This is a genomic window from Exiguobacterium sp. UBA1053 (assembly GCF_002316465.1).
Taxonomy (GTDB): domain Bacteria; phylum Bacillota; class Bacilli; order Exiguobacteriales; family Exiguobacteriaceae; genus Exiguobacterium_A; species Exiguobacterium_A abrahamii.
Genome location: NZ_DCDO01000018.1, coordinates 133,585 through 154,028, shown reverse-complemented (window position 1 = coordinate 154,028; position 20,444 = coordinate 133,585). Strand labels below are relative to the sequence as shown.

Annotated in this window: 25 protein-coding genes; 10 read left to right on the top strand and 15 right to left on the bottom strand. The window is 49.8% G+C overall.

All coding sequences use genetic code 11. The features are described 5' to 3' along the window. Positions 1-58 precede the first annotated feature (58 nt). Genes B3G15_RS14500 through B3G15_RS14485 form a run of 4 tightly spaced genes read left to right on the top strand, consistent with a single transcriptional unit; the run spans position 59 to position 3,938 of the window. Positions 59-631 (top strand): ECF transporter S component, encoded by a 573-nt coding sequence (locus B3G15_RS14500; RefSeq protein ID WP_290722024.1) that lies wholly within the window; start codon positions 59-61, stop codon positions 629-631. After that, positions 628-2,157, top strand: coding sequence for an ABC transporter ATP-binding protein (locus B3G15_RS14495; protein ID WP_290722023.1), 1,530 nt, complete (start codon positions 628-630; stop codon positions 2,155-2,157). The genes B3G15_RS14500 and B3G15_RS14495 overlap by 4 nt, the downstream gene beginning before the upstream one ends. After that, positions 2,129-2,851, top strand: a complete 723-nt coding sequence (locus B3G15_RS14490) for an energy-coupling factor transporter transmembrane component T family protein (RefSeq protein ID WP_290722022.1) — start codon at positions 2,129-2,131, stop codon at positions 2,849-2,851. Before B3G15_RS14495 ends, B3G15_RS14490 begins: the two co-directional genes overlap by 29 nt. Positions 2,852-2,906: 55 nt before the next feature. After that, positions 2,907-3,938 carry an NAD(P)/FAD-dependent oxidoreductase gene (locus B3G15_RS14485; protein ID WP_290722021.1) on the top strand — a complete coding sequence of 344 codons (1,032 nt, stop codon included), beginning with the start codon at positions 2,907-2,909 and terminating at the stop codon, positions 3,936-3,938. A gap of 72 nt (positions 3,939-4,010) precedes the next feature. On the opposite strand, the gene B3G15_RS14480 is transcribed toward B3G15_RS14485, so the two are convergent. Next, entirely contained in the window at positions 4,011-4,829 is an 819-nt protein-coding gene (locus tag B3G15_RS14480) for an alpha/beta fold hydrolase (RefSeq protein WP_290722020.1), read from the bottom strand. Between the two features lie 154 nt (positions 4,830-4,983). Between B3G15_RS14480 and B3G15_RS14475 the strand changes: the two genes are divergently transcribed. Both B3G15_RS14475 and B3G15_RS14470 read left to right on the top strand, forming a co-directional pair. After that, a complete protein-coding gene (locus tag B3G15_RS14475) occupies positions 4,984-6,252 on the top strand; it encodes a hypothetical protein (RefSeq protein WP_290722019.1) in 1,269 nt (422 codons plus the stop codon). Further along, on the top strand, positions 6,249-7,514 hold the full coding sequence (locus B3G15_RS14470; protein ID WP_290722018.1) for a hypothetical protein: 1,266 nt from the start codon (positions 6,249-6,251) through the stop codon (positions 7,512-7,514). The genes B3G15_RS14475 and B3G15_RS14470 overlap by 4 nt, the downstream gene beginning before the upstream one ends. Position 7,515: 1 nt before the next feature. On the opposite strand, the gene B3G15_RS14465 is transcribed toward B3G15_RS14470, so the two are convergent. From B3G15_RS14465 to B3G15_RS14450, 4 genes are all read right to left on the bottom strand, one after another. Further along, on the bottom strand, positions 7,516-7,752 hold the full coding sequence (locus B3G15_RS14465) for a hypothetical protein (RefSeq protein WP_029341740.1): 237 nt from the start codon (positions 7,750-7,752) through the stop codon (positions 7,516-7,518). Between the two features lie 118 nt (positions 7,753-7,870). Next, the gene (locus B3G15_RS14460) at positions 7,871-8,200 is read right to left on the bottom strand and encodes an antibiotic biosynthesis monooxygenase (RefSeq protein ID WP_290722017.1); all 330 of its coding nucleotides are present in this window, start codon (positions 8,198-8,200) and stop codon (positions 7,871-7,873) included. Between the two features lie 32 nt (positions 8,201-8,232). Further along, positions 8,233-8,856: a hypothetical protein gene (locus B3G15_RS14455; RefSeq protein ID WP_064299861.1), complete on the bottom strand. Its 624-nt coding sequence runs from the start codon at positions 8,854-8,856 to the stop codon at positions 8,233-8,235. Then, the gene (locus tag B3G15_RS14450) at positions 8,856-9,284 is read right to left on the bottom strand and encodes a GNAT family N-acetyltransferase (protein ID WP_290722016.1); all 429 of its coding nucleotides are present in this window, start codon (positions 9,282-9,284) and stop codon (positions 8,856-8,858) included. Before B3G15_RS14450 ends, B3G15_RS14455 begins: the two co-directional genes overlap by 1 nt. 44 nt (positions 9,285-9,328) lie before the next feature. Between B3G15_RS14450 and B3G15_RS14445 the strand changes: the two genes are divergently transcribed. Continuing rightward, the gene (locus tag B3G15_RS14445; RefSeq protein ID WP_214860148.1) at positions 9,329-10,114 is read left to right on the top strand and encodes a pentapeptide repeat-containing protein; all 786 of its coding nucleotides are present in this window, start codon (positions 9,329-9,331) and stop codon (positions 10,112-10,114) included. 67 nt (positions 10,115-10,181) lie between these two features. Here B3G15_RS14445 and B3G15_RS14440 read toward each other — a convergent pair whose 3' ends face one another. Together B3G15_RS14440 and B3G15_RS14435 are read right to left on the bottom strand one after the other, a co-directional pair. Continuing rightward, positions 10,182-11,009: a nucleotidyltransferase domain-containing protein gene (locus tag B3G15_RS14440; protein ID WP_251055686.1), complete on the bottom strand. Its 828-nt coding sequence runs from the start codon at positions 11,007-11,009 to the stop codon at positions 10,182-10,184. Further along, positions 10,891-11,364 carry a hypothetical protein gene (locus B3G15_RS14435; RefSeq protein WP_029341746.1) on the bottom strand — a complete coding sequence of 158 codons (474 nt, stop codon included), beginning with the start codon at positions 11,362-11,364 and terminating at the stop codon, positions 10,891-10,893. Before B3G15_RS14435 ends, B3G15_RS14440 begins: the two co-directional genes overlap by 119 nt. 199 nt (positions 11,365-11,563) lie before the next feature. On the opposite strand from B3G15_RS14435, the gene B3G15_RS14430 reads away from it, so the two are divergent. Continuing rightward, positions 11,564-12,133, top strand: a complete 570-nt coding sequence (locus tag B3G15_RS14430; RefSeq protein WP_214728686.1) for a recombinase family protein — start codon at positions 11,564-11,566, stop codon at positions 12,131-12,133. 25 nt (positions 12,134-12,158) lie between these two features. On the opposite strand, the gene B3G15_RS14425 is transcribed toward B3G15_RS14430, so the two are convergent. Next, the gene (locus B3G15_RS14425) at positions 12,159-12,566 is read right to left on the bottom strand and encodes a hypothetical protein (RefSeq protein ID WP_023468357.1); all 408 of its coding nucleotides are present in this window, start codon (positions 12,564-12,566) and stop codon (positions 12,159-12,161) included. Between the two features lie 145 nt (positions 12,567-12,711). Between B3G15_RS14425 and B3G15_RS14420 the strand changes: the two genes are divergently transcribed. Beyond that, complete coding sequence (locus B3G15_RS14420) at positions 12,712-13,095, top strand: hypothetical protein (protein ID WP_029341748.1); 384 nt, start codon at positions 12,712-12,714, stop codon at positions 13,093-13,095. Positions 13,096-13,112: 17 nt separating this feature from the next. Here B3G15_RS14420 and B3G15_RS14415 read toward each other — a convergent pair whose 3' ends face one another. Continuing rightward, positions 13,113-13,580 carry a hypothetical protein gene (locus B3G15_RS14415; protein WP_290722010.1) on the bottom strand — a complete coding sequence of 156 codons (468 nt, stop codon included), beginning with the start codon at positions 13,578-13,580 and terminating at the stop codon, positions 13,113-13,115. A gap of 153 nt (positions 13,581-13,733) precedes the next feature. On the opposite strand from B3G15_RS14415, the gene B3G15_RS14410 reads away from it, so the two are divergent. Next, positions 13,734-14,333 carry a TetR/AcrR family transcriptional regulator gene (locus B3G15_RS14410; protein WP_290722009.1) on the top strand — a complete coding sequence of 200 codons (600 nt, stop codon included), beginning with the start codon at positions 13,734-13,736 and terminating at the stop codon, positions 14,331-14,333. A 40-nt stretch (positions 14,334-14,373) separates the two neighbouring features. Here the strand turns inward: B3G15_RS14410 and B3G15_RS14405 are convergent, their stop codons facing one another. Genes B3G15_RS14405 through nikA form a run of 6 tightly spaced genes read right to left on the bottom strand, consistent with a single transcriptional unit; the run spans position 14,374 to position 20,343 of the window. Beyond that, complete coding sequence (locus tag B3G15_RS14405) at positions 14,374-15,663, bottom strand: MATE family efflux transporter (RefSeq protein ID WP_290722008.1); 1,290 nt, start codon at positions 15,661-15,663, stop codon at positions 14,374-14,376. Then, a complete protein-coding gene (locus tag B3G15_RS14400) occupies positions 15,657-16,337 on the bottom strand; it encodes an ABC transporter ATP-binding protein (RefSeq protein WP_290722006.1) in 681 nt (226 codons plus the stop codon). Before B3G15_RS14400 ends, B3G15_RS14405 begins: the two co-directional genes overlap by 7 nt. Before the next feature lie 35 nt (positions 16,338-16,372). Next, positions 16,373-17,119, bottom strand: coding sequence for an ATP-binding cassette domain-containing protein (locus B3G15_RS14395; RefSeq protein ID WP_290722004.1), 747 nt, complete (start codon positions 17,117-17,119; stop codon positions 16,373-16,375). Further along, positions 17,067-17,894: an ABC transporter permease gene (locus B3G15_RS14390; protein ID WP_290722002.1), complete on the bottom strand. Its 828-nt coding sequence runs from the start codon at positions 17,892-17,894 to the stop codon at positions 17,067-17,069. Before B3G15_RS14390 ends, B3G15_RS14395 begins: the two co-directional genes overlap by 53 nt. Next, a complete protein-coding gene (locus B3G15_RS14385) occupies positions 17,891-18,826 on the bottom strand; it encodes an ABC transporter permease (RefSeq protein ID WP_290722000.1) in 936 nt (311 codons plus the stop codon). The genes B3G15_RS14390 and B3G15_RS14385 overlap by 4 nt, the downstream gene beginning before the upstream one ends. Then, complete coding sequence (nikA, locus tag B3G15_RS14380) at positions 18,826-20,343, bottom strand: nickel ABC transporter substrate-binding protein (RefSeq protein ID WP_290721998.1); 1,518 nt, start codon at positions 20,341-20,343, stop codon at positions 18,826-18,828. The genes B3G15_RS14385 and nikA overlap by 1 nt, the downstream gene beginning before the upstream one ends. Positions 20,344-20,444 lie beyond the last annotated feature (101 nt).

The following is a 20,444-nucleotide window of genomic DNA, read 5'->3' as shown; positions in this document are numbered from 1 at the left end:
CTTTTTACGGAGGGCGGTCTTTTTTGGTGTCTCCCCCACTTAAAGGAGGACGAACACGATGCAACACTGGAAAATGAAAGAAATCATGGTCATGATGATGCTCGCCGTCGCTTGCGGCGTCATCTATCTCGGTTGGTCAACACTCTGGTTACCGATGTCGGCAATCTTCGGACCAGTCGGGGCCAACTGGATGTTTGGGATCTGGATCATCGCGAGCCCGCTCGTCGCGGCAATCATTCAAAAACCAGGTGCCGCCCTCATCGCGGAAATCGTCGCGGCAGCCGTCGAACTGTTCACGGGTAGTCACTTTGGTTTATCGGCTCTTCTAATCGGGGTCTGCCAAGGGCTTGGTGCGGAACTCATCTTTGCGATGACGCGTTATCGCCGTTATGACACCTGGACATTGATGTTATCGGGTGTTGGAGCCGCAATTGGTAGCATCGTCTATAGTCTGATCGCGAACGGATTCGGTTACTACACGACGACGACGTTGCTTGCGACAACAGGTTTACAATTGATTAGTGGTGCATTACTCGGCGGCTTGCTTGCAGCGATTCTCGTCCGTCGCCTTGTTGCGACCGGTGTCTTGAACGGGTTTGCGGCCGGACGTGCGAAACGGGAAGTCGCATGATTACTGTCGACGACCTCAGCATCCGCTACCCCGGTCAGATGAAGTCGGTGCTCGATCATGTATCGCTGACGATCGAACAAGGAACGACCCTTCTGCTCGGACGAAGCGGGAGTGGCAAGACGACACTGCTTCATGCCCTAGCCGGACTGACACCTGAGACGATTGAAGTCGAACAGACGGGAACCGTTACCCGGTCCGGTTCGGTCGGAGTGCTATTCCAAAACCCAGAAGAACAGTTCTGCATGGAAACGATCGGACGCGAAATCGCTTTTAGTTTAGAAAACCGGTCGATTCCACGTGCGGAGATGGAGGAACGAATTGAACGCTTACTCGCACTCGTCGGTCTCCCTCTCCCCTTCTCGACACCGATCGCGAGTCTATCCGGGGGGATGAAACAGCGCCTCGCGCTCGCCGCGGTCCTAGCGCTCGAGCCGGCGATCTTATTACTCGATGAACCAACAGCCCAGATTGATCCAATCGGACAACACGAGCTGATGGCGTTGATCTTTCGGATTCAGAAAGAACACGATTTAACGATCGTCTTGATCGAGCACCAACTCGATGTCTGTTTGCCATATATCGATCAGATCGTCTTACTTGAGAACGGATCGATTACTGCGACGGCGCATCCGCAGGATTTGTTCCCGCAGGCTTATACAGAGCTTCAATCGAAAGGCATCTCTGTTCCTTCTTTGTATCCGTACACGTTAGAGACACTACCCATAGATGGACCACAAGCAGTGCGACTTCACGTGCTTCCTCCAGTCGCTACAGCAGGCACTGCCTTGTTACACGTCGCTGCATTATCGACGAAAGCCCCTTACCCGCTGACCGATGCGACATTTTCCCTGCAGACAGGAGAATGGGTGATGCTGCTTGGGGCAAACGGATCCGGGAAAAGTACATTACTTGCAACACTCGGTCGGTTGCTCTCGCATCAAGGAACATATCGCTTCCAGGAACGTCCGGCTCAGCGTTACTCCCGGCGACGCTTTTATGAGCACGTCGGCTATGTCTTTCAACAACCGGATCTGCAGTTTCTCAAACTGACGGTCGAAGCGGAAATCGACTGGAGTCACCGGGCAGCGACGAGTGACGAGCGCACAGCGTTGCTCGAACGGCTGGAACTCGCATCTGTCAAACAGCAGTCACCGCTTGCGCTTAGTACGGGGCAACAACGACGGCTCAGCGTCGCGACGATGCTCGGGCAGTCAAAGGATGTGTTGTTGCTCGATGAACCGACGTTCGGACAGGATGGATTGACGACGCGGCGGCTCATGGAACAGTTGTTGACGGAACAACAAAACGGAACGACGCTCGTCATGGCAACACACGATATGGAACTCGTCGCCCGATACGCGGATCGTGTTCTCGTCATGGAGCAAGGGCGGATTGCTTTTGACGGGCGTCCGAGCGAGTTATTCGCTGACGTTCCGTTACTCGAACGCTGTCAGCTACAACGTCCACTTTCGTACCAATTCCAGGAGGTGAAGCGCAATGCAGACAAACGCGTCACCGTTCGCTAAACTCAATCCTGTCATCAAAGGGAGCGGATTGTTTTTGATCATGTTTGCCTTAATTGCAACGAATGACTGGATCAAGACGTTGGTGTTCCTGAGTTTTGCTATCGCTTTGCTACTCCTCTCCGGATGGGGTCCCGTCGATTTCTTGAAACGGCTCGCACCTTACAGTCTATTATTCTTATTGACGTTCTGGATGATGGCGGCGTTTGGCAAAGGTACGAATCCTCTATGGTCGTTTGGTTGGTTTCATGTCACATCGGAAAGTGTCATGCACGGCTGGTTACTTGCCTTACGGATGGCAACGTTCGTCTGCTTAAGTTTCGCTTTCGTCACGACGACCGATTCGACCCGGTTCGTGATGAGCTTGATTCACCAAGCAAAGGTATCGCCTCGCTTCGCGTACGGATTTCTTGCCGGGATCCGCTTTTTGCCACAACTGGTCGAAGAAGTCCGCGTCTTGCGGCAAGTCCGAATGATTCGAAACGTGCACAGTCGCTTTCCTGGTGATGCGTTCCTATCAATCGGCTTACCGCTCTTCTCGCGATCGATCCAGCGGGCAGAACGGATGGCAATCGCTTTCGAAGCCCGTCATTTTTCAGCAGAGCGGACATATTATGAAGTGCCAGTCGTTCAGCGCCAGGATATTATCTACCTCGTGGTCATTCTCCTGTTTATCAGTCTTGTCTTTTGGTTATGATTACCGCCACCCGTATCCGGGTACACTCTAGCAAGACAAATTGAAGGAGAACGACATGAAACGAATCCTCTTGATTGGTGCAGGGCACGCTCACCTGCATTGCATTACACACGGACCAACAGAAGACGTCGAGTGGCTGATTTTAAACGCCTCGACGTACCAATATTACTCGGGCATGTACTCCGGACTTGCTGACGGAACGTACGATATTGATGAGATCCGTGTCGACGTCGCCGCCTTGTGTCGCGCTTATGATAAACAATTCATCGAAGAGACCGTCATTAAAATCGACCCCGTTGAAAAGGTCGTCTTCGGTGCATCCGGCAGACACTATACTTATGAGGTCGTCTCGACAAATATCGGCTCGTTCGATTGGTCGGAAGATACGACACGATTATCGATCAAACCGAACTACCGGTTACCGGATACATTAAAGCGTCTGCAACAAGCAAAGCGTCCGGTCGTGATCGGAAGCGGCGCAGCGGCTGTCGAGATGGCGGCGTCCTTAAAAGCAGCGGGTGTGCCGATTACACTGATCACGGATCCAGAGTTGCTTTCAGGACACCCCGCAGCGGAAGCGATTGCGAGACGGTTAAAAGAACTAGATGTATATTGGATCCGGGAACGTCCAATAGATGATGAAGCACCACTCCGCTTCAAGCATCATCCACCAATCGAGTCAGATGCGATCATCCGCTTGACGGGTGCGAAAGCTCCGGCATTGTTTGCGGACAGTAAGCTCTATACGGAAGACGGATTTCTACTTGTCAATGAACAGTTACAAGCGCTCGATCATCCAAGTCTGTTTGCTGCGGGTGACGCGGCGACCCTCGTCGCTTATCCCGATATTCCAAAGAATGGCGTCACAGCTGTCCGGCAAGCACCGATCTTACTGGCAAACCTCTTACGGTACGTCCAGGAAGAGGCACTGCAAACCTATCGTCCGCAAACGAACTATTTGACGATTTTATCGATGGGACCACGTCATGCAGTTTCAATGTATGGCAATCAGTATTCGACTCACCCGTTCGGTTGGTACCTGAAGCGCTGGATCGATCAACGGTTCATGCGGAAGTATCGCCCTTAAAAGTGTGCGCCGGCGCACGCTTTTTTCTGTACACAAAAACAAGCCATGGACGGGTGTCCATGGCTTGTTGGATTAGACGGTTTGAATTCCTTTAACGTACGAGAGTAACGTTTCGTTGAACTTCTCCTGTTCATCAAGCAACATACCGTGCCCACTCTCTTCGAAGACTTCAAGTCGAGCATGTGGGATTCCCTTTTGCATTTCTTCCGCGAACTCGAACGGACAGACTTGGTCTTTTTTACCGTGGATGATCAACGTATCGACTTTGATGTTCTCGAGTTTTCCACGTAAGTCTTCATCACGTAATGCGATTGCTGACTGAATCGTACCGTGGGACGAAGCAGCGATGCTAAGACCGTGGAACCATTGTTGGAGTGGTTCTGGATGCTCCTTCGCAAAGAAGATTTCCCCGAATCCTTTGAGCATCGACGGACGATCTTGTTTCGTGTCGGCAATCAACGCATCGACTTCTTCTTTTGTCATCCCGTATGGATAGCCGTCGCGTTGTGTAAAGACAGGGGCTGCGGCTCCAGCGAGGACAAGTTTACTGACTTTTGAATCCCCGTATTGCAAGAGATAGGACAAGGCGATTCCTCCTCCCATCGAGAAGCCAAGCAACGTGACGTTCGTTAATTTCAGCTGTTCAATGACTTCATTGATGTCGGACGCCATCGTCTTATAATCGTATCCCGTTGCCGGCGCATCAGATTTACCATAACCGCGATAATCGATCCCGACGTAACGGTATCCTTCTTCGACGAGCAGATTCTTTTGATACTCGAACATATTGTTGTTTGCCGGCCAGCCGTGTAAAAAGACGACCGGTTGACCCGATCCGACATCCTCGACATAAATTTTCGTGCCATCAACTGCTTGAATGAATGTACCCATCATAAAACCCCCATAGTAATAGATTGACCGTGCATGCATCTATTATTCCCGAGTCAAGAGATGTCAAACATCTTGATGTCAAAGTGTAATAGAAAATTCTGTCTATTCTAGAAATTATGGTAAAATATAGTCATTAAGATGAAGGAGGGTTTTCATGAGACGCTATATACATACCGGTATTCTCGCAGGCGCAGTCCTACTTGCCGGATGCGGTAAAGAAGAATACCTAGACCTTACATATGACGCCAATTACTGGGGTGGTATTTCGACTACCTTTGATGGGCAAGAGATACCGGATCTCCCGAAAAAACAAACCACTGCTTTGTTGAAGGTTTGTCAGCAAAAACCTGACATGAAGTACTTACCTGACCGATACGTTCAACACGAAGGGTTTGATTTATACTTCCTGCCTCCGAGTGTCCAAGGGCGCGAGTTCCAACACGTCCGTTTCCTGTCAGACGAAAAAAAGGACTATCTGGCCTGTCAGCCGATTCGCCACGCGTATTATGCGGTCCATCAGATCAAGCGAAGTGATTATCCATTCGTCGACTGGTCAAAACAACCGGTTAAAGCTAAATCGACAGTCGTTCGCTTTAAACCTGTTCCAAAAGAAATCACGGATCAACAAAAACAGGAAAACGAAGATCAGAAAGAATTAAAAGCGCTCGGACGTTACCTTTTCCCGTCCTATCAACTATCTTTGCCACCGGAAGGACAACTCGTCGTCTACATGAAAGAGAAAGGCAAAGATAAAGAACAAACACTCTTTGAGACGACCGAGTCACTATCAGGTTCCGAATTGAATGTAGCTTTTCGTGATAGTCCGACTGGTGGTTTCCAACAATCGTCGATCGAGCTGATGTTCAGTGGTGACCGTGTCGGATTCCCTTCGACGATTCAAGAATATATGAATGGACAAACCTATCAGATTGAGCGCAAGCAACTGCCGGATACGATTGCGACAGGTCAGACCATCCAGTTCGCGACCGTTCGGAAACAAGAGGACGGAAAAGTCGTCCAGCAAACATCGATATATTTGCGCTTTAATAAAACCTATACAAAACCTGTGAATTACGATTATGGATTCCTTCAAGCATCCTCAAGCGATTATGTCGGTTTCATCCATCAATCACCAAAACAGCTTATCGATAGCGATTATAAGTTCGTCTCGGCAATACCGGATAAACTAGCCAAAAAAATCGCTCAGGAATTAAAAGAAACCGAAGTGATGGAGCCACAAGGCACAAAACTAAAGCAGAAAAAATTGACGTTGATGCGCGAAGGGAAAAGCCAAATGTTCGAGTTATATGAACGCAAACGCGCTAAAAAACTTGAAATCTATGTCGTCAAACCAGGATCAAAGAACGGTGCAAAGCTGTCAGGTACGACCAGTGAAGCACTTAGTGAGGTGCTTAATCAATGAACAAACGTTACTGGATCGGACTAACACTTGGAGCGACACTAGCATTAAGCGGTTGTCAAAGTGATGCGCCGAATTTCAAATGGGGTTACTTATCGCAAATGTATGACGGAGGGCAATTCAACGAAAAAGAATCTCGCACCTTGTCAGCTAAAGAACGAACTGTCATACAAAAAACGTGCGCGTCTAAAGTGAGCGATGCACCTACCGATTACGCTGTCGGCGATATCTATTCCGTCATGATGACAAATCCGTTCGAGGATTATGAAGGTCAAACCGTTCGTTACGTCAAAGCTGGAAAAAAGACGTATTTATATTGTCAGACATCGTTTAAAGGCGGGTACTATCCGTTACCAAAGAAAGACGATGTCTTCAAAAAGACTGATCTGACTCCACAACGGAAGAACTTTAATGTGAAGCCTACTGTATTAAAAAAAGACGACTGGTTTAATCCTGATGAGAAGATTGCAGATCATTCTGCTCGAACATTAGAACTTCCAGGATCAGGTTACCTCGTCATCGAGGCGACGGATGTCACAAAAAAAGATACACGTACGACGTCTTTCGTATATACGAATTCTTTGACACCGTTCACCCGTGATGTCGAACTCTATCTCGTCTACAATCAACAATTCGGTTCGACATACGACGTTTCGGTTCGAATACCACAATTGTATGGTGGACGGCGTGCGGAACACCCGATCCATTCAATGAAACAACCGGGAAAGGTCCGGTTCATTCCGGGTGACGGAACACCCGAGCATTATGGAACGGTCATCGCAACGGAGAAAAACGGACGCGAATTCCGCTACGAATTATCGATTCGACACACGACTGAACAACCAACTGAACTCCAAGAACCGAATCAAACAACAGATGATCTTGTTTTGGATAATGAAGAAATGACGTTGATCCATCAAAGACAGTTCTCACATGTCCGTTTTGAAGAAGATGATCAAGGAAATCGTATTTCGGAGAAAGGTCTCGATTGGGACAATATGATCATGATGACGAGTGATGAATCCGGGAAATTAAAAAAAGCAATCAAAACAAGTGAACAGGCTGACGTACGAGGAAAACGGGCGAAGTGGAAATACTTGACGTTCCGAGATGGAGTGAAAGGACAACAATACGAAGTTTATCTCGATAAGCGTGTCAAAAAGACCGACGTCTACTTGAAGGATTCGAAGCGTGACGTGTCGATTCACCTATCGGCTACAGGTCGTGACATCCTTCTTCCTTTGTTTGAACAATATGAAAAATGATTCACGCCATGAAGACGAGATGTTGCAGCAAATAAATCAAGGAACACCAGAAGATGAAAGCAATCCCCTCTCTTAACCACTCTTTACGCGTCAACGGTTCACGTAAGAAGGACACGCAAGCGAATAGTAAGACGAAGAAGTAGAGATAAATGAAGCCACCGCTCGTCAAGAAACCAAAGAGCAGGATCATACCACCGAGGACGGACAGGCTAGAGACGACAGGTTTACGATATACCATACAGTGCCACCTCGTTTCATCTAGTTTGTTAGAATATACCCAGATTACGGAAAAACACTCTAATCTATAGTTACAAACAACACCCCTTGAGAGACTTCCTCCCAAGGGGTGTTGTTTGTTATTCCGTTGCGGCACTGTGATCAGCGACGATCGCATATTCCGTGACGGTATTCGACGTCACGAGCGGTTTGACTTCGGACGTTCCGTTATCCCGCTTATGGTGCACGCCTTTGTACGCTTGACTCTCTTGCCATGCATGAAATGCTGCTTGATTCGACCACGTCGTCATGATCGTGACGATGTCTTCTTCTTCCTGATTGATATCGACGAGGACTTGCATCCGGTGGAACCCTTCCATCCGTTCGATTCCTTTCGTCGTCTTAAAACGCGCTGCGACTTGATCTGCTGCACCTTTGACGACGTGTAACTGGTTCATGACGATCCACATGTTCTTCTCCCCCTTTTTTCGTCTTCAGTATACTAGAAGTCACGGGTCGTAGAAAACACGGATGCGTTATCGCTTGGTAACGTCAAGCGTTGGATTGTCTCTTTTCCGTCTACGCTCGTCGCGATCATCTCGAAGTAGAGCGAATGCGGGAACGCATCCGGTAACGGTTGAACGGTATGGAAACGTTCCTGATCTGCTACAGACAATGAGCGCTGCATTGGACGTAGTGGTGCCTCCCCATCAGCCGTCGTCTTATACGGCTCGAACCGGATCGATTTCATTTGCTTCGAACCATTCATGCCGTAGACGACAAGGTATCGCCCTTCGTCCGTCGTCAACAAGCGACCTTCGAACCAATCCGTCTCCATCGTCTGTTTCGAGCGAATGATTCGGTCGATTCGTTGTGCATCATCGGTTTGTTGCAGGAGCAAAAACAAGCGGTCGTGCTTCGCTTCAAGATACGCGACGGCATAATGGTCAGATAGTCGTTCGACGAAGTAGACGTCGCGCGCTTCGATTGTCGTGTTCGTCATCTGTGTATATAACCGAGCGACTTGCTTCGCCGTAAAAGAAGCGGTCTCTTGACGTGGTTGCATCCCCGTCAGCGTTCCGAGCACGAGACCGAACAATAAGATGAGGAAAAGACGCCGTTTCATCAGTCGACCTGTTTGACGAGCAGATGATAGCTCATCCCTGGTGGATAATCATCGATTCGTCCGACTTCGACTAATCCCTGTCGCTCATAAAACGGAAGCGCTTGAAACGAGAACGTCTCGACGCGAATTCGCTGAACACCCGCTGCTCGTGCCCATTCCTCCAGTTGACGGAATAATTGGGTACCGAGCCCACTTCCTCGTTCCTCTTCGGCAACGAAGAACCATTCAATATGTAACCAGCCCCAGTACATTTCCCCTGAGATGCCACCGATCGGTTGATCATCATGCGTCGCAAGTAATGTGACGGCTTGTGTTCCCTCGGAGCGTTTCGTCGCATGAAGCGGTGAACGCTCGACATTATATTGACGCACTTGTTTTCGGAGCCAGTCCTGTCCGTCCTCATTTTCATTGAGTTGAAATTGCAGCATGTCCAGACTCCTTTCTTGTTATAGTAGTAGTGGAGGTGAATCCGATGGAACCTACATTCCAGATTGATTGTACGAAGTGTTTTGGTTTATGTTGTACCGCACTCGCTTTTTCGAAATCCAGTGATTTTGGTCATGACAAACCGGAAGCAACACCGTGTCGTAATCTTGACGCGGATTACAGCTGTCGCATCCATGACCGGTTACGCGATAGCGGCTACAAAGGCTGTACCGTCTATGATTGTTTCGGTGCCGGACAGCATCTGTCACAGCGGACATTCGAAGGCGATGATGCACCTAAGCGACGCCAAGCGATCTATGCTGCCTTCCCGAAGATGGTTCATTTGTTTGAAATGATGTGGTACATAACCGACGGGAAACGTGATGTCACGCGTGACATCCACGATCAACTCGATGAGACGCTTGCCGCACTGACTCGGTACGCGGCATTACCAGCCGATCAATTTGAACGACTTGACTTGATAACGGTTCGTCAAACCGTTCGACCACTCCTTGAAATGATTGCATCGCGTGTTCAAGCTCAGTATAGCGGAAGACGCGACCAGACACCACGCGACTGGGTCGGAAAACAGCTACAAGGACGTAATTTCTCAGGTGCCAGTGTTCAGAATCAGTGGTTGCTCGCGACGAACTTGTCGCACAGTAACCTGCGCGGAGTCAACTTTCTTGGGGCTGATTTGCGAGACTGTAACGTCAAGGACGCCGATCTGACGGACGCGCTCTTTTTGACACAGGCACAAATCAATGCGGCAGTCGGTAATGCCGCGACACAGTTACCGCGTCGCTTACTCCGTCCGTCCCATTGGCGTTAAACAAAAGCGAACGATAAGGAGGCACGTTTTCGGTCGATTGATCCGAAAGCGTACCTCCTTTTGCTTGTTATCGTTTCCCGAGCGTAAAGCCGTCAAAATAACGCCCACCGAATGGGGCAAGATAATCATCGACTAACGCGACGACTTCTCGTCGGTCATCTGATTGATAATACAACTCGAATGCCAGCGTATGTCGACTGGCATAGTCTTCGTCAAACTCCGCAAGAGCACGAATCGCCCACTTTCCTTGTCCGATGAAGCGACGATTGGCACGAAGGACGAATTCGATGCTCTGTTCATATAAACGTGATGCAATCGCTAAACCTTCCGCGCGGTTCGTCACACTCTCGAAGTCGTCGAGCATATCACTTAAAAAATAACGTGCGCGCTCTTGTTCCGAAGTCGTCCACGCAACAGGTCCGTCCGCCAATTGTTGAACGGCTTCCTGACGGATAGTTGCAAGTCGCGGATGATCCTCGATCGTCCAGCTGTCAGCAATCATTCGTTGCAGGGACGGGCGACCACGTTCCCGGTCACTCTCGAAAAACGGCTGGATCGTCTCAAAGGAATGGACGAATGCTTCGACCGGGACACCGTCATGGATGAACGATTCCCGGTATGCCTGACCTCGACTCACTTCAAAGATGATCACATCGACATCTGATTGAGCGGTCGCTTGCCCTCGCGTATGACTGCCGGCAAGTAAAATAGCGCAATGATCCGGATAACGTGACGCAACGAGCGGCATGATCCAGTCGCACCACTCCATGCGTGTCTTAGTCTTCAACTTGTTCACCGATTCCGGAGAAGACGGCAAGTTCGTCACCCGGTACGGCAACGATCGTCGCGTCGGCTCGGTGTGGTGCGAGACCGATATCGATCGCCCACGATTCATAATATGTATCCGATCCGTTTAAGACGAGCGTTTGTCCGTTGCTAAACGTTAGGAATAAGTGGGGTGCCGTCTTTCCGATCCGGACACCGGTGATGCGTTCCGCGTGAAGCGAGACGATCAAGTGTAACATCTCTTCCTTCGTCGCATGGCGGACGACCCAGTCCTGTGTCGTCTCGACATCGCCGTAAAACAAGCGGTCCGTCTCGATCCGAAGTCGTAGTTCAGGCGCAGTCGTATCGAACAAATTGATGAATTCGAGCGTGACGTAGCCTGCGACATGGACCGTCGCTAACTGTGTGCCGATGAAATAGGTCGTCAAGAGCTGACGGGCGAGTTGATGATCTTCTTTGTTCATGATGAGCACCTCATTTAAAAAGAATGAATGGTATCGGGATGAGTCCGAGAAACTTACTTCCACTCAATTTACCACAAATTAGTCGATACGAACATGAGAAGAAAGGCATGTTTTCGGTTTTCTGCGGCACGGAGGTGAGAATACGGTATACTGATGAGGAACTGACGTCGATCGTGATCGACAGAGAGGAGCTCCATTCATGCAATATTTCTACATGAGACCCTATCCGGATGATCCAGACTGTTCTACGCAACAAGCGGAAGCCGACAAGATTGATGTGACGACACGTGTCATCGAGACGCATGATTCGGCCAAACGACGGACGGAATTAGAACAGATGCTCGAAACCCTTCAGACGGGAGACGAAGTCATCGTCACGCATCTCTACATCTTAGCAGACTCGACGCGGCACTTGATCGAGATGCTCGAGCACATGGAGACACGCGGTGCGACGCTGTGGTCACTCCGCGAACAGATTCGGACGAGCGAGCGTGCCTCCTTGTCGTTTCTTGAAACGGCACGCCACCTGGTCCAGCTGCAAAGTGACGTCATCAGCATGTCGACGCGTGCCGGACTCTCAAAAGCAAAAGAACAAGGAAAGCAGACCGGTCGCCCCCGGAAGCCGGATGAAAATGTCCGCCGCGCGATCGCAATGTATCAAAGTAAAAACTATTCGCTCGCTGATATCCGCGAACAGACCGGTATTAGTAAAAGTACGTTGTACCGGTATCTCGAAAGCGAGACAATCGATGCAACGGATAAAGGCTGACTCCATCATGGAATCAGCCTTTTTTTCAGCTATTTTGCTTTAAGGTGTTGCCGAGCCATTTTTGGAGGGCTTTTCCGCCTTCATAGAACGAGCTGTCTCTTAATTCATACGTATGACCACCTTGTTCAATCAAGTCGAGGAACGTATTCCCGACATCCCGGTTTTCCCATTTCCGCTGATCCGTCAAATACTTGAAACCGAAGTTACATTCGACGTTGAAGATGATGTGGAAGGGTTCCTTGAATGATTGGACGGCACGAATCATCTCGATCAAGATCATCCGTTTCGGTGATGATGCTTCGAACGTATCGAACAGTGTCGTCCGGCGTCCGTGAAACTCGATGACGCGGATCGCGCGACCGGTATCAGCTTTAAAATCATAACTCGTCCGAATCGAGACGATGATCTCGCGTTGGTCTGGTTGTACTGGCATGGTGTATCGCTTCCTTTCTCTCGGTCGATTATAGCATGGAGCTGCTTGAATTTAATAGATGTCAACGACTCGGTCTTAAGAAGGATTGTCGTAACCCAAAATTTGTCTTATACTAAAATTACCAAATACATAAAGGAGCGTTTTCGTGAAACATCTATTTTCGATACTCCTCTCGGCGAGTCTTTTGTTCACGGGTTGCTACTGCACTCTCGATGAACGGACGGACGAGCCGCACTTCAAATCACGTGCCCGCTCCATCTCCTCGTATCATACCTTCGACATCGAATACGCGAAAGGACTACGGAAGGAGCAAGTTTCGAACCGAACAGTCACCGTGACGGATTCGAACGGTGAACGGATGCAAACGGAGATTGAAGTCCTTGACGGCAAAGAAATCCGAATCAAACCACCGCGCTCTGGATACAAAAAAGGACGCCGCTACATCATACACATTCGGGATTCGATTGACGCCCGGAAACAAGTCCATACGAATACGATTCGGGAACGAACCTTCACTGTCGACCGCTGACAGACAAGGTTCGTTTTTTATTTGGATCGAGCCGGAAAGACGGTGTAACTCATCGAGATGATCCCATCGATCACGAGGACGAGCCCCCACAGTTGTAACGTCCGTAAGAGACTCTCCGTCTGCTCAGCATCTCCCAGCCACAAAATCATCGCTCCGAGTAACGCCCCACCAATCAAAAAGGCCAGCACGTGCCGATAGAACCCGTTGCGCTCTTTACGCGCCTTTGAAATTCGCTCCCGTGATACTTGTTCTCTCAGGATGAACCGGCGATACATCCCGTCCGCCCAGGCAATCATCTGCTTCCCGAAAGCGAGTGAGACACCGATATAGATCGCAGCAAGTCCGTGCGCGAGCGTTGCAGTACTGCCGCGACTTAAATCAAACACTGTTAAGAGCAGTAAGACGATATCGCCATCAATCGAAAACCGAGTCTTTCGCGCCTGAATCCATAACGCACGATCAGTCCGGCGACGATGAATACCCAAAATAAAATCTCACAACCGACGATTGCCCACGCGACGAGTTGCATATCAATCCTCTCCTTTTTTAATACGACTGTATCATAAAGATAACACCTCTTTCATAGTTTGACTAGTCTTTTTAATACATTCGTGCTAAAAAGATGATATACTCACTGTATGCCAAAACAAGTCAATCACGAAGAACGCAAACGCCTCATCGCGGAAGCGACGTGGCGCACGATTTCTCAAGTCGGTATTGAACAAGCCAGTGTCCGGACGATCGCCAAGGAAGCGGGACTCTCGCTGGGTGCCTTGCGGTATTACTTCACGACCCAGGACGAGTTGCTTCGCTTCTCGATGGACCTCGTCCAAGAGCGGGTCCAGGGACGCATCACAACCATTTTCGAGAAAGGAGGAACTCCGGAAGAAACGTTATGTGACGTCTTACTTGAGGTCTTGCCTTATGCACCCGAGCATCAGCTCGAGATGCAGGTCTGGTTTCAATTCATGATGTCCGCGTATACGTCGCAAGCGACGGAAAATCCGGACGATATCTACCATATGGTTCAAGTACTGTTGACACAGATTCCGGACGGTACACTCCGCGCGGGCTTAGACATTGAGCTTGAGAGTGAACGGCTCGCAGCACTCGTTGACGGGTTAGCCTTTCATGCTCTGTTTCGACCAGAACGATTACCAAAAGAACGCCTGCGTCATGTGCTCGTCCATCACTTGAACGCCCTCTTCGTCCGTCCTTTAGCGATCGACGACAAATAACCCGCTGTTCCCTTTGCGCGCGAGGGAAACAGCGGGTTTTTCATCGTCTTGCTTCTACGAGAATCAACGATAAGGAGCGAATCAAGAAGAACGTCAAAAACGCTGCCCAGACGCCCTGATTTCCAAAAGTCGGTGTCAGCAGGAGGACGACCGCAAAACCAATGCCTGCTTGAATCATCGAATTTCGGACGGGTGTTGCTTCAACCCGTCCGGCAAAGATGCCTTCATAAATCATCGCCCAACCGGCGAGAAGCGGTAGGATGATGATCCAGAAGTAATAATCGCGCGCTGCGTCTAAGATCGCCTCTTCTGAAGTGAACAATTGAAGGAGCGGTGTCTCAAGGAAGAGGAGCACTAGTGACCAGAAGACGACCGAGTAGAATCCGAACGTCCGTGCCAAACGGACACTCGTCCGGTATCCTGCCTGATCCTGATTCCCTCTCGCCCGACCGACGAGAACGGTTGACGCATGACCGAGTCCACCGAACCAGTACGAAATCAAATACTGGATTTGTAACAGAATCGCGTTGGCTGCGAGGACATTCGGTCCGAATTGTCCTCCAGCACGTGTGAACCAGCCAGTGACGAGTAGAAGGAAAATTGTACGAATGAACAAGTCACGATTGACTTGAAAGAATTGACGGTACGCGTGCCACGCCGTCAAGGCACGCCATTCATCACGTGTCATCGCCAAATGACCACGAATCAGGTACAGACTACAGACGACGATGCTGATCTCCGCGATGACGGTCGCAACCGCGATTCCAGCAACACCGGCATTCAATCCGTAGACGAATCCGATATCGAGAACGACATTGACTCCTGTACTGAACAATTGGACGAACAAGGCGTGCTTGACCTGACCGGTACCAATCAACCAGCCGAGTAACGCATACCCCATCAACACGAACGGTGCGCCGATCATCCGGTATGAGATATACGTTTTGACCGCATCAAGCAAGTCAACGGGTGGTGCCAGTAAGTACAGTCCGATTTGCTCGAGCGGCTGTCGGAACAACAGGATAAGCAGACCAATGCAGGCTGCTAGAAACAACGGTCGGTAGAGGGACGTCCGTAAGGCGTGCACGTCATTCGCCCCGCTTGCTTGAGCGCTGAATCCTGTCGTACTCACTTTTAAAAAACCGAACAACCAATAAATCGTATTGAAGAAGACGGCTCCAACGGCGATGCCGCCGATCGCCCGTGGATCACCGGATTGACCGATGACGACGGTATCGGTCACACCAAGCAAGGGTGTCGCAATACTTGAGAGAATCAGCGGATACGCGAGTAACCAGTACGTTTTGTGCGTCGGTTGTGCGTTTACCATGTTCCGGCCTCGACGAATCGTTGGGTATACGCACCACCTGATTCCAATCGATCAATCAAATCAACAGCACGACCATCACGTAAGACGAGTGTTTCAGAACAGAGACGCCGGATGAAGTCGATATCGTGCGAGATCAATACGAGACTGACACCGAGTGTGTGCTGCAGGCGTTCTAGGAGCTCGATGATCTGTGCGCGAGAGACGACATCAAGCCCCGTCGTCGGCTCATCCATCACGATGATGTCGGGTTCAATCGAAATCGCGCGGGCGATCGCAGCACGCTGAATTTGTCCCCCACTCAATTGATGAGGTAATCGATCGAATAACCGTTCCTCCACCCCGACAGCAAGCGCGAGGGCTGTAATGAGATTTTCTTCTGACGTCGCTGGGAAATGCCGTAAGATCGGACGATGCCGACGAAACGGTTCAAGAATCGATTCCCGCACCGTCCATTCTGGATTAAAGGAAGCGAGAGGATGTTGAAAGACGGCTTGAATAGCTCGCCGTTCGTTTCGTTGCCCACTCGGAAATACCTTTCCATGTAAGGAAATCAAACCATGTGTGGGTTTGAGCAGACCGAGAATCAATCGTCCGAGTGTCGTCTTGCCACTCCCACTCTCCCCAATGATGCCAATTGACGATTTTTTCGTCACGTGAAACGAGATATTCGACAAGATAGACTGATCCTTTATCTGATAAGTAAGATCTGTTACGGATAAGACGGATGACATGAACTCTTCCTTTCTTCCAGTGACGTACGATGTGCTTGCATCAAGGCAAGCGTAAACGGATGACAACTTTGCTCGATCATCTGTGGTGTTCCCGTCTCGACGATTCGTCCATCCTGCATTAAGACGAGTTGCTCCCCGTAATGTAAAGCAGGTCCTAGTTCGTGGGTGACGAATACAATCGTTGCCCCGTACTGGTGTTGGTACTCGATCAACCAGTCGAGTAAACGACGTGTCAAGACGGGATCGAGTGCCGTCGTTAATTCATCCGCTAAAATCAACCGTGGTTTTAAGGCGACGGCAAACAGGATCGCGAACCGTTGCAATTGCCCACCGCTCAACTCTCCTGGATATCGGCTCAACCAGGTCGGGTCCAACTCAAGCGTTCGCAAGACGTCATCGATATAAGGATGATTGATCTTGCGTCCATGCGCGCGATATGTATCCCGTAACATCTGACGCATCGTTAAAAACGGAAGAAACGCATCGGTATACTGCTGCGGTATGTAACCGATATCGAGACCACGTCGCAGGGGTTCGTCCGAGATGACCTCTCCCCTCGACGACATCCCGTCCGGCAATCGATCCAGTAATCGTTTCAACAAGAGCGTCTTACCGCTCCCACTCGCTCCGACGAGACAAATGAATTGGTGAGCTGGTAGCGATAGATTCACATCATGCAGAAGGACGTGTTTCGCCCGAACGTGTAAGCTCCGAATCTGAATCATTTACGTGTCCTCCTTTTTTCTTCATCCACCGTGTCCATCCCATCGTCGCGACGACGGTCAAGACGATGCACGCACCTGGCAAAAGCATGAGCCGGGGTGCCGAACTGAAATAAGGACGTCCTTCGTTCAACATCGCTCCCCACTCTGGCAGTGGTGCTTGGACACCAAGTCCGATATAAGAGAACGCTGATAAGAATAAGATGACTTTGCCGACATCCAAACTCATTAACACGACGACTTGCCGGATGATGGGTGGTAAGATGTGGCGTCGTAAGATCATCCTGTCTGTTAACCCGTTGATGCGTGCCATGCTGATGTATGGCTTTTGCATCGTCTCGGTCACAAGTGTCTCACTTAATCGCGCGTAGGAAATCCATTTGATGAGTAAAATCGCAAAGATCAAACTTTGAGGACTGGCACCAAATAATCCGGCGATGACGAGTGCTAGAACCGTGTCCGGGAAAATCACGAGACCATCTTCTAATCGATGAATCAAGCGCTTGAGACGTCCATCATAAAAACCGGCTAGACAACCAAGACAGGTACCGATGCAGGCTGTGAGCAACACCGTAAGTAGACTGAAACCTAAGGATATCAAACCAGCTAAAAAAAGACGAGCTGCGAAATCTCGTCCTAAACCGTCTGTTCCGAGCCAATGTTCGAATGAAGCAGGCTCAAGTCTTTTCGTTACGTCTGTATCAAATGGATTAACATATACGGTATATGAAATAAATATCAGTATACATCCTCCGAAAATGAGCCATGTTTTTTTCATGTGTGTATTCCCTTCTGCCAATCTGGTCGTAACGCCCGGTTTAACGACCGGATACCTTGATGCAAGACAAGAATGATGCCTGTCGTCAGCAAGATGTAGCCTTGGATCAATGGGTAATCGCGTTGTAGAATCGCATCGACCATTAATTTTCCGACACCTGGATACGCGAATAGGACTTCGAGGACGACGACACCCCCGGCAAGACTGCCGAGCGTCAGACCGAACACGGACAGGACCGGTGGCACACTGCCGCGTAACGCATAACGCCAAAGGATCGTCCGCTCGGATATGCCACGCATCCGTGCCAAGTCGATGTAAGGTTGGTTCAGTTCACGGCGTAGATTCAGTCGAATCAATGGAATATAGACGCTCGCAAGTGGAAAGCCGAGCGATAGAGCCGGGAGGACGAGTGACGTCATCCCTTCCCGTCCCATCACAGGTAACCACCCGAGACGGACGGCAAACAGATCGACGAGCAACAGACCGATCCAAAAACCAGGCACGGCCGCTCCGCTCATGCTGACAAGGTGCGCGAGACGGACGACGCTTCGGCGCGTCGTCAAGGCGCTACCGATTCCTAGGGGTAAGGCGATTAATAAAGCGATCGTAAGACCACCAAGTGCCAGCTCCGCTGTCACGAGATAACTCTCTAACAACATCTCAATGACCGGTCGACCCGTCTGTAACGAGTTTCCGAGACGTAAGGTGAGTATGTCTTGCAGCCAACGGACGTACTGGACGTACAACGGCTGATCGTATCCTAATTCACGGCGCGCGTCCTCGATTTGTTCGGGCGTTGCTGATAATTCATCGATATTCAATAACGTCAAGACCGGATCACCCGGCAGTAACCGTAACAAGACAAAACAACTGAACGTGATGAGTAGAGTGAATAGACTCAGCGATAGCAGTCGTTTGACGATCGAACGCATCAATCGGTCACCTGCAACGTGTTCGTGATCATGTAGTATTCACTCTTTTCCGTTTTCCATCCTTTGACGCGTTTGCTGTCATAGGCGACGAGTGTTGAAGGATGGAGCAAGAAGCTATTGTAGCGTTTCTCGTCGACATATCGCGCGATTTGCTCCGCAAGCCGTGAACGCTCTTCGATCTGAATCGTTTCATTCAACGTCTCGATCTGTTTCGTCAACTTCGGATCCGCGACACGACTGAAGTTCAGTCCCCCGTTCGGATGATAGGTCGCGTTCAAATAATATCCAGCATCCCCACGCGGAGCTGTCAGATTGCTGTACGTCGCGATATCCCAGTCCCGGTTACTTGCCATGTATTCTTCTGGGACATCGATTTGTTTAATCGTGATCGCCACACCAATCTTTTTCGCGTCATCTTGAATGACTTGAGCGATCAACGGCAGGTCTGGTCGAGCCGCATACGTCAATAACGTCAGCTTTAAAGGACGACCGTCCTTTTGCATCCGTCCGTTTTGTTTTGTATAACCGGCTTGCTTGAGCCATTCTTCCAGCGTCTTCTGCTCTTGTTGCGGATAATTCGGAGCAAATGGGAATGACGATAGGAATGGACCACGCGCTGGAACCGCATATCCTTGGAGGACGTGATCGACGAGCTGTGTTCGATTGATCAAAGCATCCATTGCCCGTCGGACTTCAAGCGATTGCATCGGACCGTTCGCGACATTCATTGTCAACTGATGGACACGGAACGTATCCGTCGCTTGAACTGTTAATCCTTCAGACTTCAACTGCTTGACACTCTCGATTTCCGGTCGATAGACGATGTCCGCCTGTCCGGCACGCAAAGCGTTCGTCCGTGCGCCAGCATCTTCGTTGAAGACAAAATCAACGGAATCAAGTTTCGCTTGTTCTTGCCAATAGGACTTGAAACGTTTTAACTCGACTTTTGTTCCCGGAGCGAACCGCTCGACTTGGAACGGACCTGTTCCCATCGGTTCCTTCGTCACCCCGCTTGCTTTCGTGTCGATGATTGCTGTGTTCGGATTGACGAGTTCCGAGATGAACTCTGGATATGTCGTCTTCGTTTGAATGAGCAGATCGGGTCCGTCCGTTTTGATCGTCTCGATATTCAAGGCATTCTTGACACCTGGATTTTCGTCGATTGAGCGTTCGAGAGACGATTTGACGGCTGCCGCATCAAGTTGTTTCCCATTATGGAACGTCACGTCTTCCTGTAAGACGATCCGCCATGTTCGCTTTCCTTCGTAGGACCATTTTTTCGCAAGCCACGGCTCGACCGTCAATCGTTCGTCATCAAGACGGACGAGCGTCTCCGTCACCCCTGCGCGAAGCGGAACATAACTGCTGTCGCGATGCGGATCGAGCGATTGTGTCGCGAAGTTATAGACGAACGTCAAATGGTTTTGCTCTTGTGGCGTATCAGAAGCAGCACAACCGGCAAGTGTCAAACCGAGGAAGACACTGCCGATGAGGCTCGCAGTTTTATATGTAGACATTGTTCTCCACCTTTAATTCGGAATAATTACGTTTTACATCATATCGTAACGATTCCGATTTAACAAGCGTCTTTTCTATTTCTCTATATTGAATTCGCCAT

Bases quoted from the DNA above. Each gene is read 5' to 3' on its own strand.
- B3G15_RS14500 (WP_290722024.1), top strand. From the start codon at position 59: ATGCAACACTGGAAAATGAAAGAAATCATGGTCATGATGATGCTCGCC.
- B3G15_RS14495 (WP_290722023.1), top strand. From the start codon at position 628: ATGATTACTGTCGACGACCTCAGCATCCGCTACCCCGGTCAGATGAAG.
- B3G15_RS14490 (WP_290722022.1), top strand. From the start codon at position 2,129: ATGCAGACAAACGCGTCACCGTTCGCTAAACTCAATCCTGTCATCAAA.
- B3G15_RS14485 (WP_290722021.1), top strand. From the start codon at position 2,907: ATGAAACGAATCCTCTTGATTGGTGCAGGGCACGCTCACCTGCATTGC.
- B3G15_RS14480 (WP_290722020.1), bottom strand. From the start codon at position 4,829: ATGGGTACATTCATTCAAGCAGTTGATGGCACGAAAATTTATGTCGAG.
- B3G15_RS14475 (WP_290722019.1), top strand. From the start codon at position 4,984: ATGAGACGCTATATACATACCGGTATTCTCGCAGGCGCAGTCCTACTT.
- B3G15_RS14470 (WP_290722018.1), top strand. From the start codon at position 6,249: ATGAACAAACGTTACTGGATCGGACTAACACTTGGAGCGACACTAGCA.
- B3G15_RS14465 (WP_029341740.1), bottom strand. From the start codon at position 7,752: ATGGTATATCGTAAACCTGTCGTCTCTAGCCTGTCCGTCCTCGGTGGT.
- B3G15_RS14460 (WP_290722017.1), bottom strand. From the start codon at position 8,200: ATGTGGATCGTCATGAACCAGTTACACGTCGTCAAAGGTGCAGCAGAT.
- B3G15_RS14455 (WP_064299861.1), bottom strand. From the start codon at position 8,856: ATGAAACGGCGTCTTTTCCTCATCTTATTGTTCGGTCTCGTGCTCGGA.
- B3G15_RS14450 (WP_290722016.1), bottom strand. From the start codon at position 9,284: ATGCTGCAATTTCAACTCAATGAAAATGAGGACGGACAGGACTGGCTC.
- B3G15_RS14445 (WP_214860148.1), top strand. From the start codon at position 9,329: ATGGAACCTACATTCCAGATTGATTGTACGAAGTGTTTTGGTTTATGT.
- B3G15_RS14440 (WP_251055686.1), bottom strand. From the start codon at position 11,009: ATGAATCGTGGGCGATCGATATCGGTCTCGCACCACACCGAGCCGACG.
- B3G15_RS14435 (WP_029341746.1), bottom strand. From the start codon at position 11,364: ATGAACAAAGAAGATCATCAACTCGCCCGTCAGCTCTTGACGACCTAT.
- B3G15_RS14430 (WP_214728686.1), top strand. From the start codon at position 11,564: ATGCAATATTTCTACATGAGACCCTATCCGGATGATCCAGACTGTTCT.
- B3G15_RS14425 (WP_023468357.1), bottom strand. From the start codon at position 12,566: ATGCCAGTACAACCAGACCAACGCGAGATCATCGTCTCGATTCGGACG.
- B3G15_RS14410 (WP_290722009.1), top strand. From the start codon at position 13,734: ATGCCAAAACAAGTCAATCACGAAGAACGCAAACGCCTCATCGCGGAA.
- B3G15_RS14405 (WP_290722008.1), bottom strand. From the start codon at position 15,663: ATGGTAAACGCACAACCGACGCACAAAACGTACTGGTTACTCGCGTAT.
- B3G15_RS14395 (WP_290722004.1), bottom strand. From the start codon at position 17,119: ATGATTCAGATTCGGAGCTTACACGTTCGGGCGAAACACGTCCTTCTG.
- B3G15_RS14390 (WP_290722002.1), bottom strand. From the start codon at position 17,894: ATGAAAAAAACATGGCTCATTTTCGGAGGATGTATACTGATATTTATT.
- B3G15_RS14385 (WP_290722000.1), bottom strand. From the start codon at position 18,826: ATGCGTTCGATCGTCAAACGACTGCTATCGCTGAGTCTATTCACTCTA.
- nikA (WP_290721998.1), bottom strand. From the start codon at position 20,343: ATGTCTACATATAAAACTGCGAGCCTCATCGGCAGTGTCTTCCTCGGT.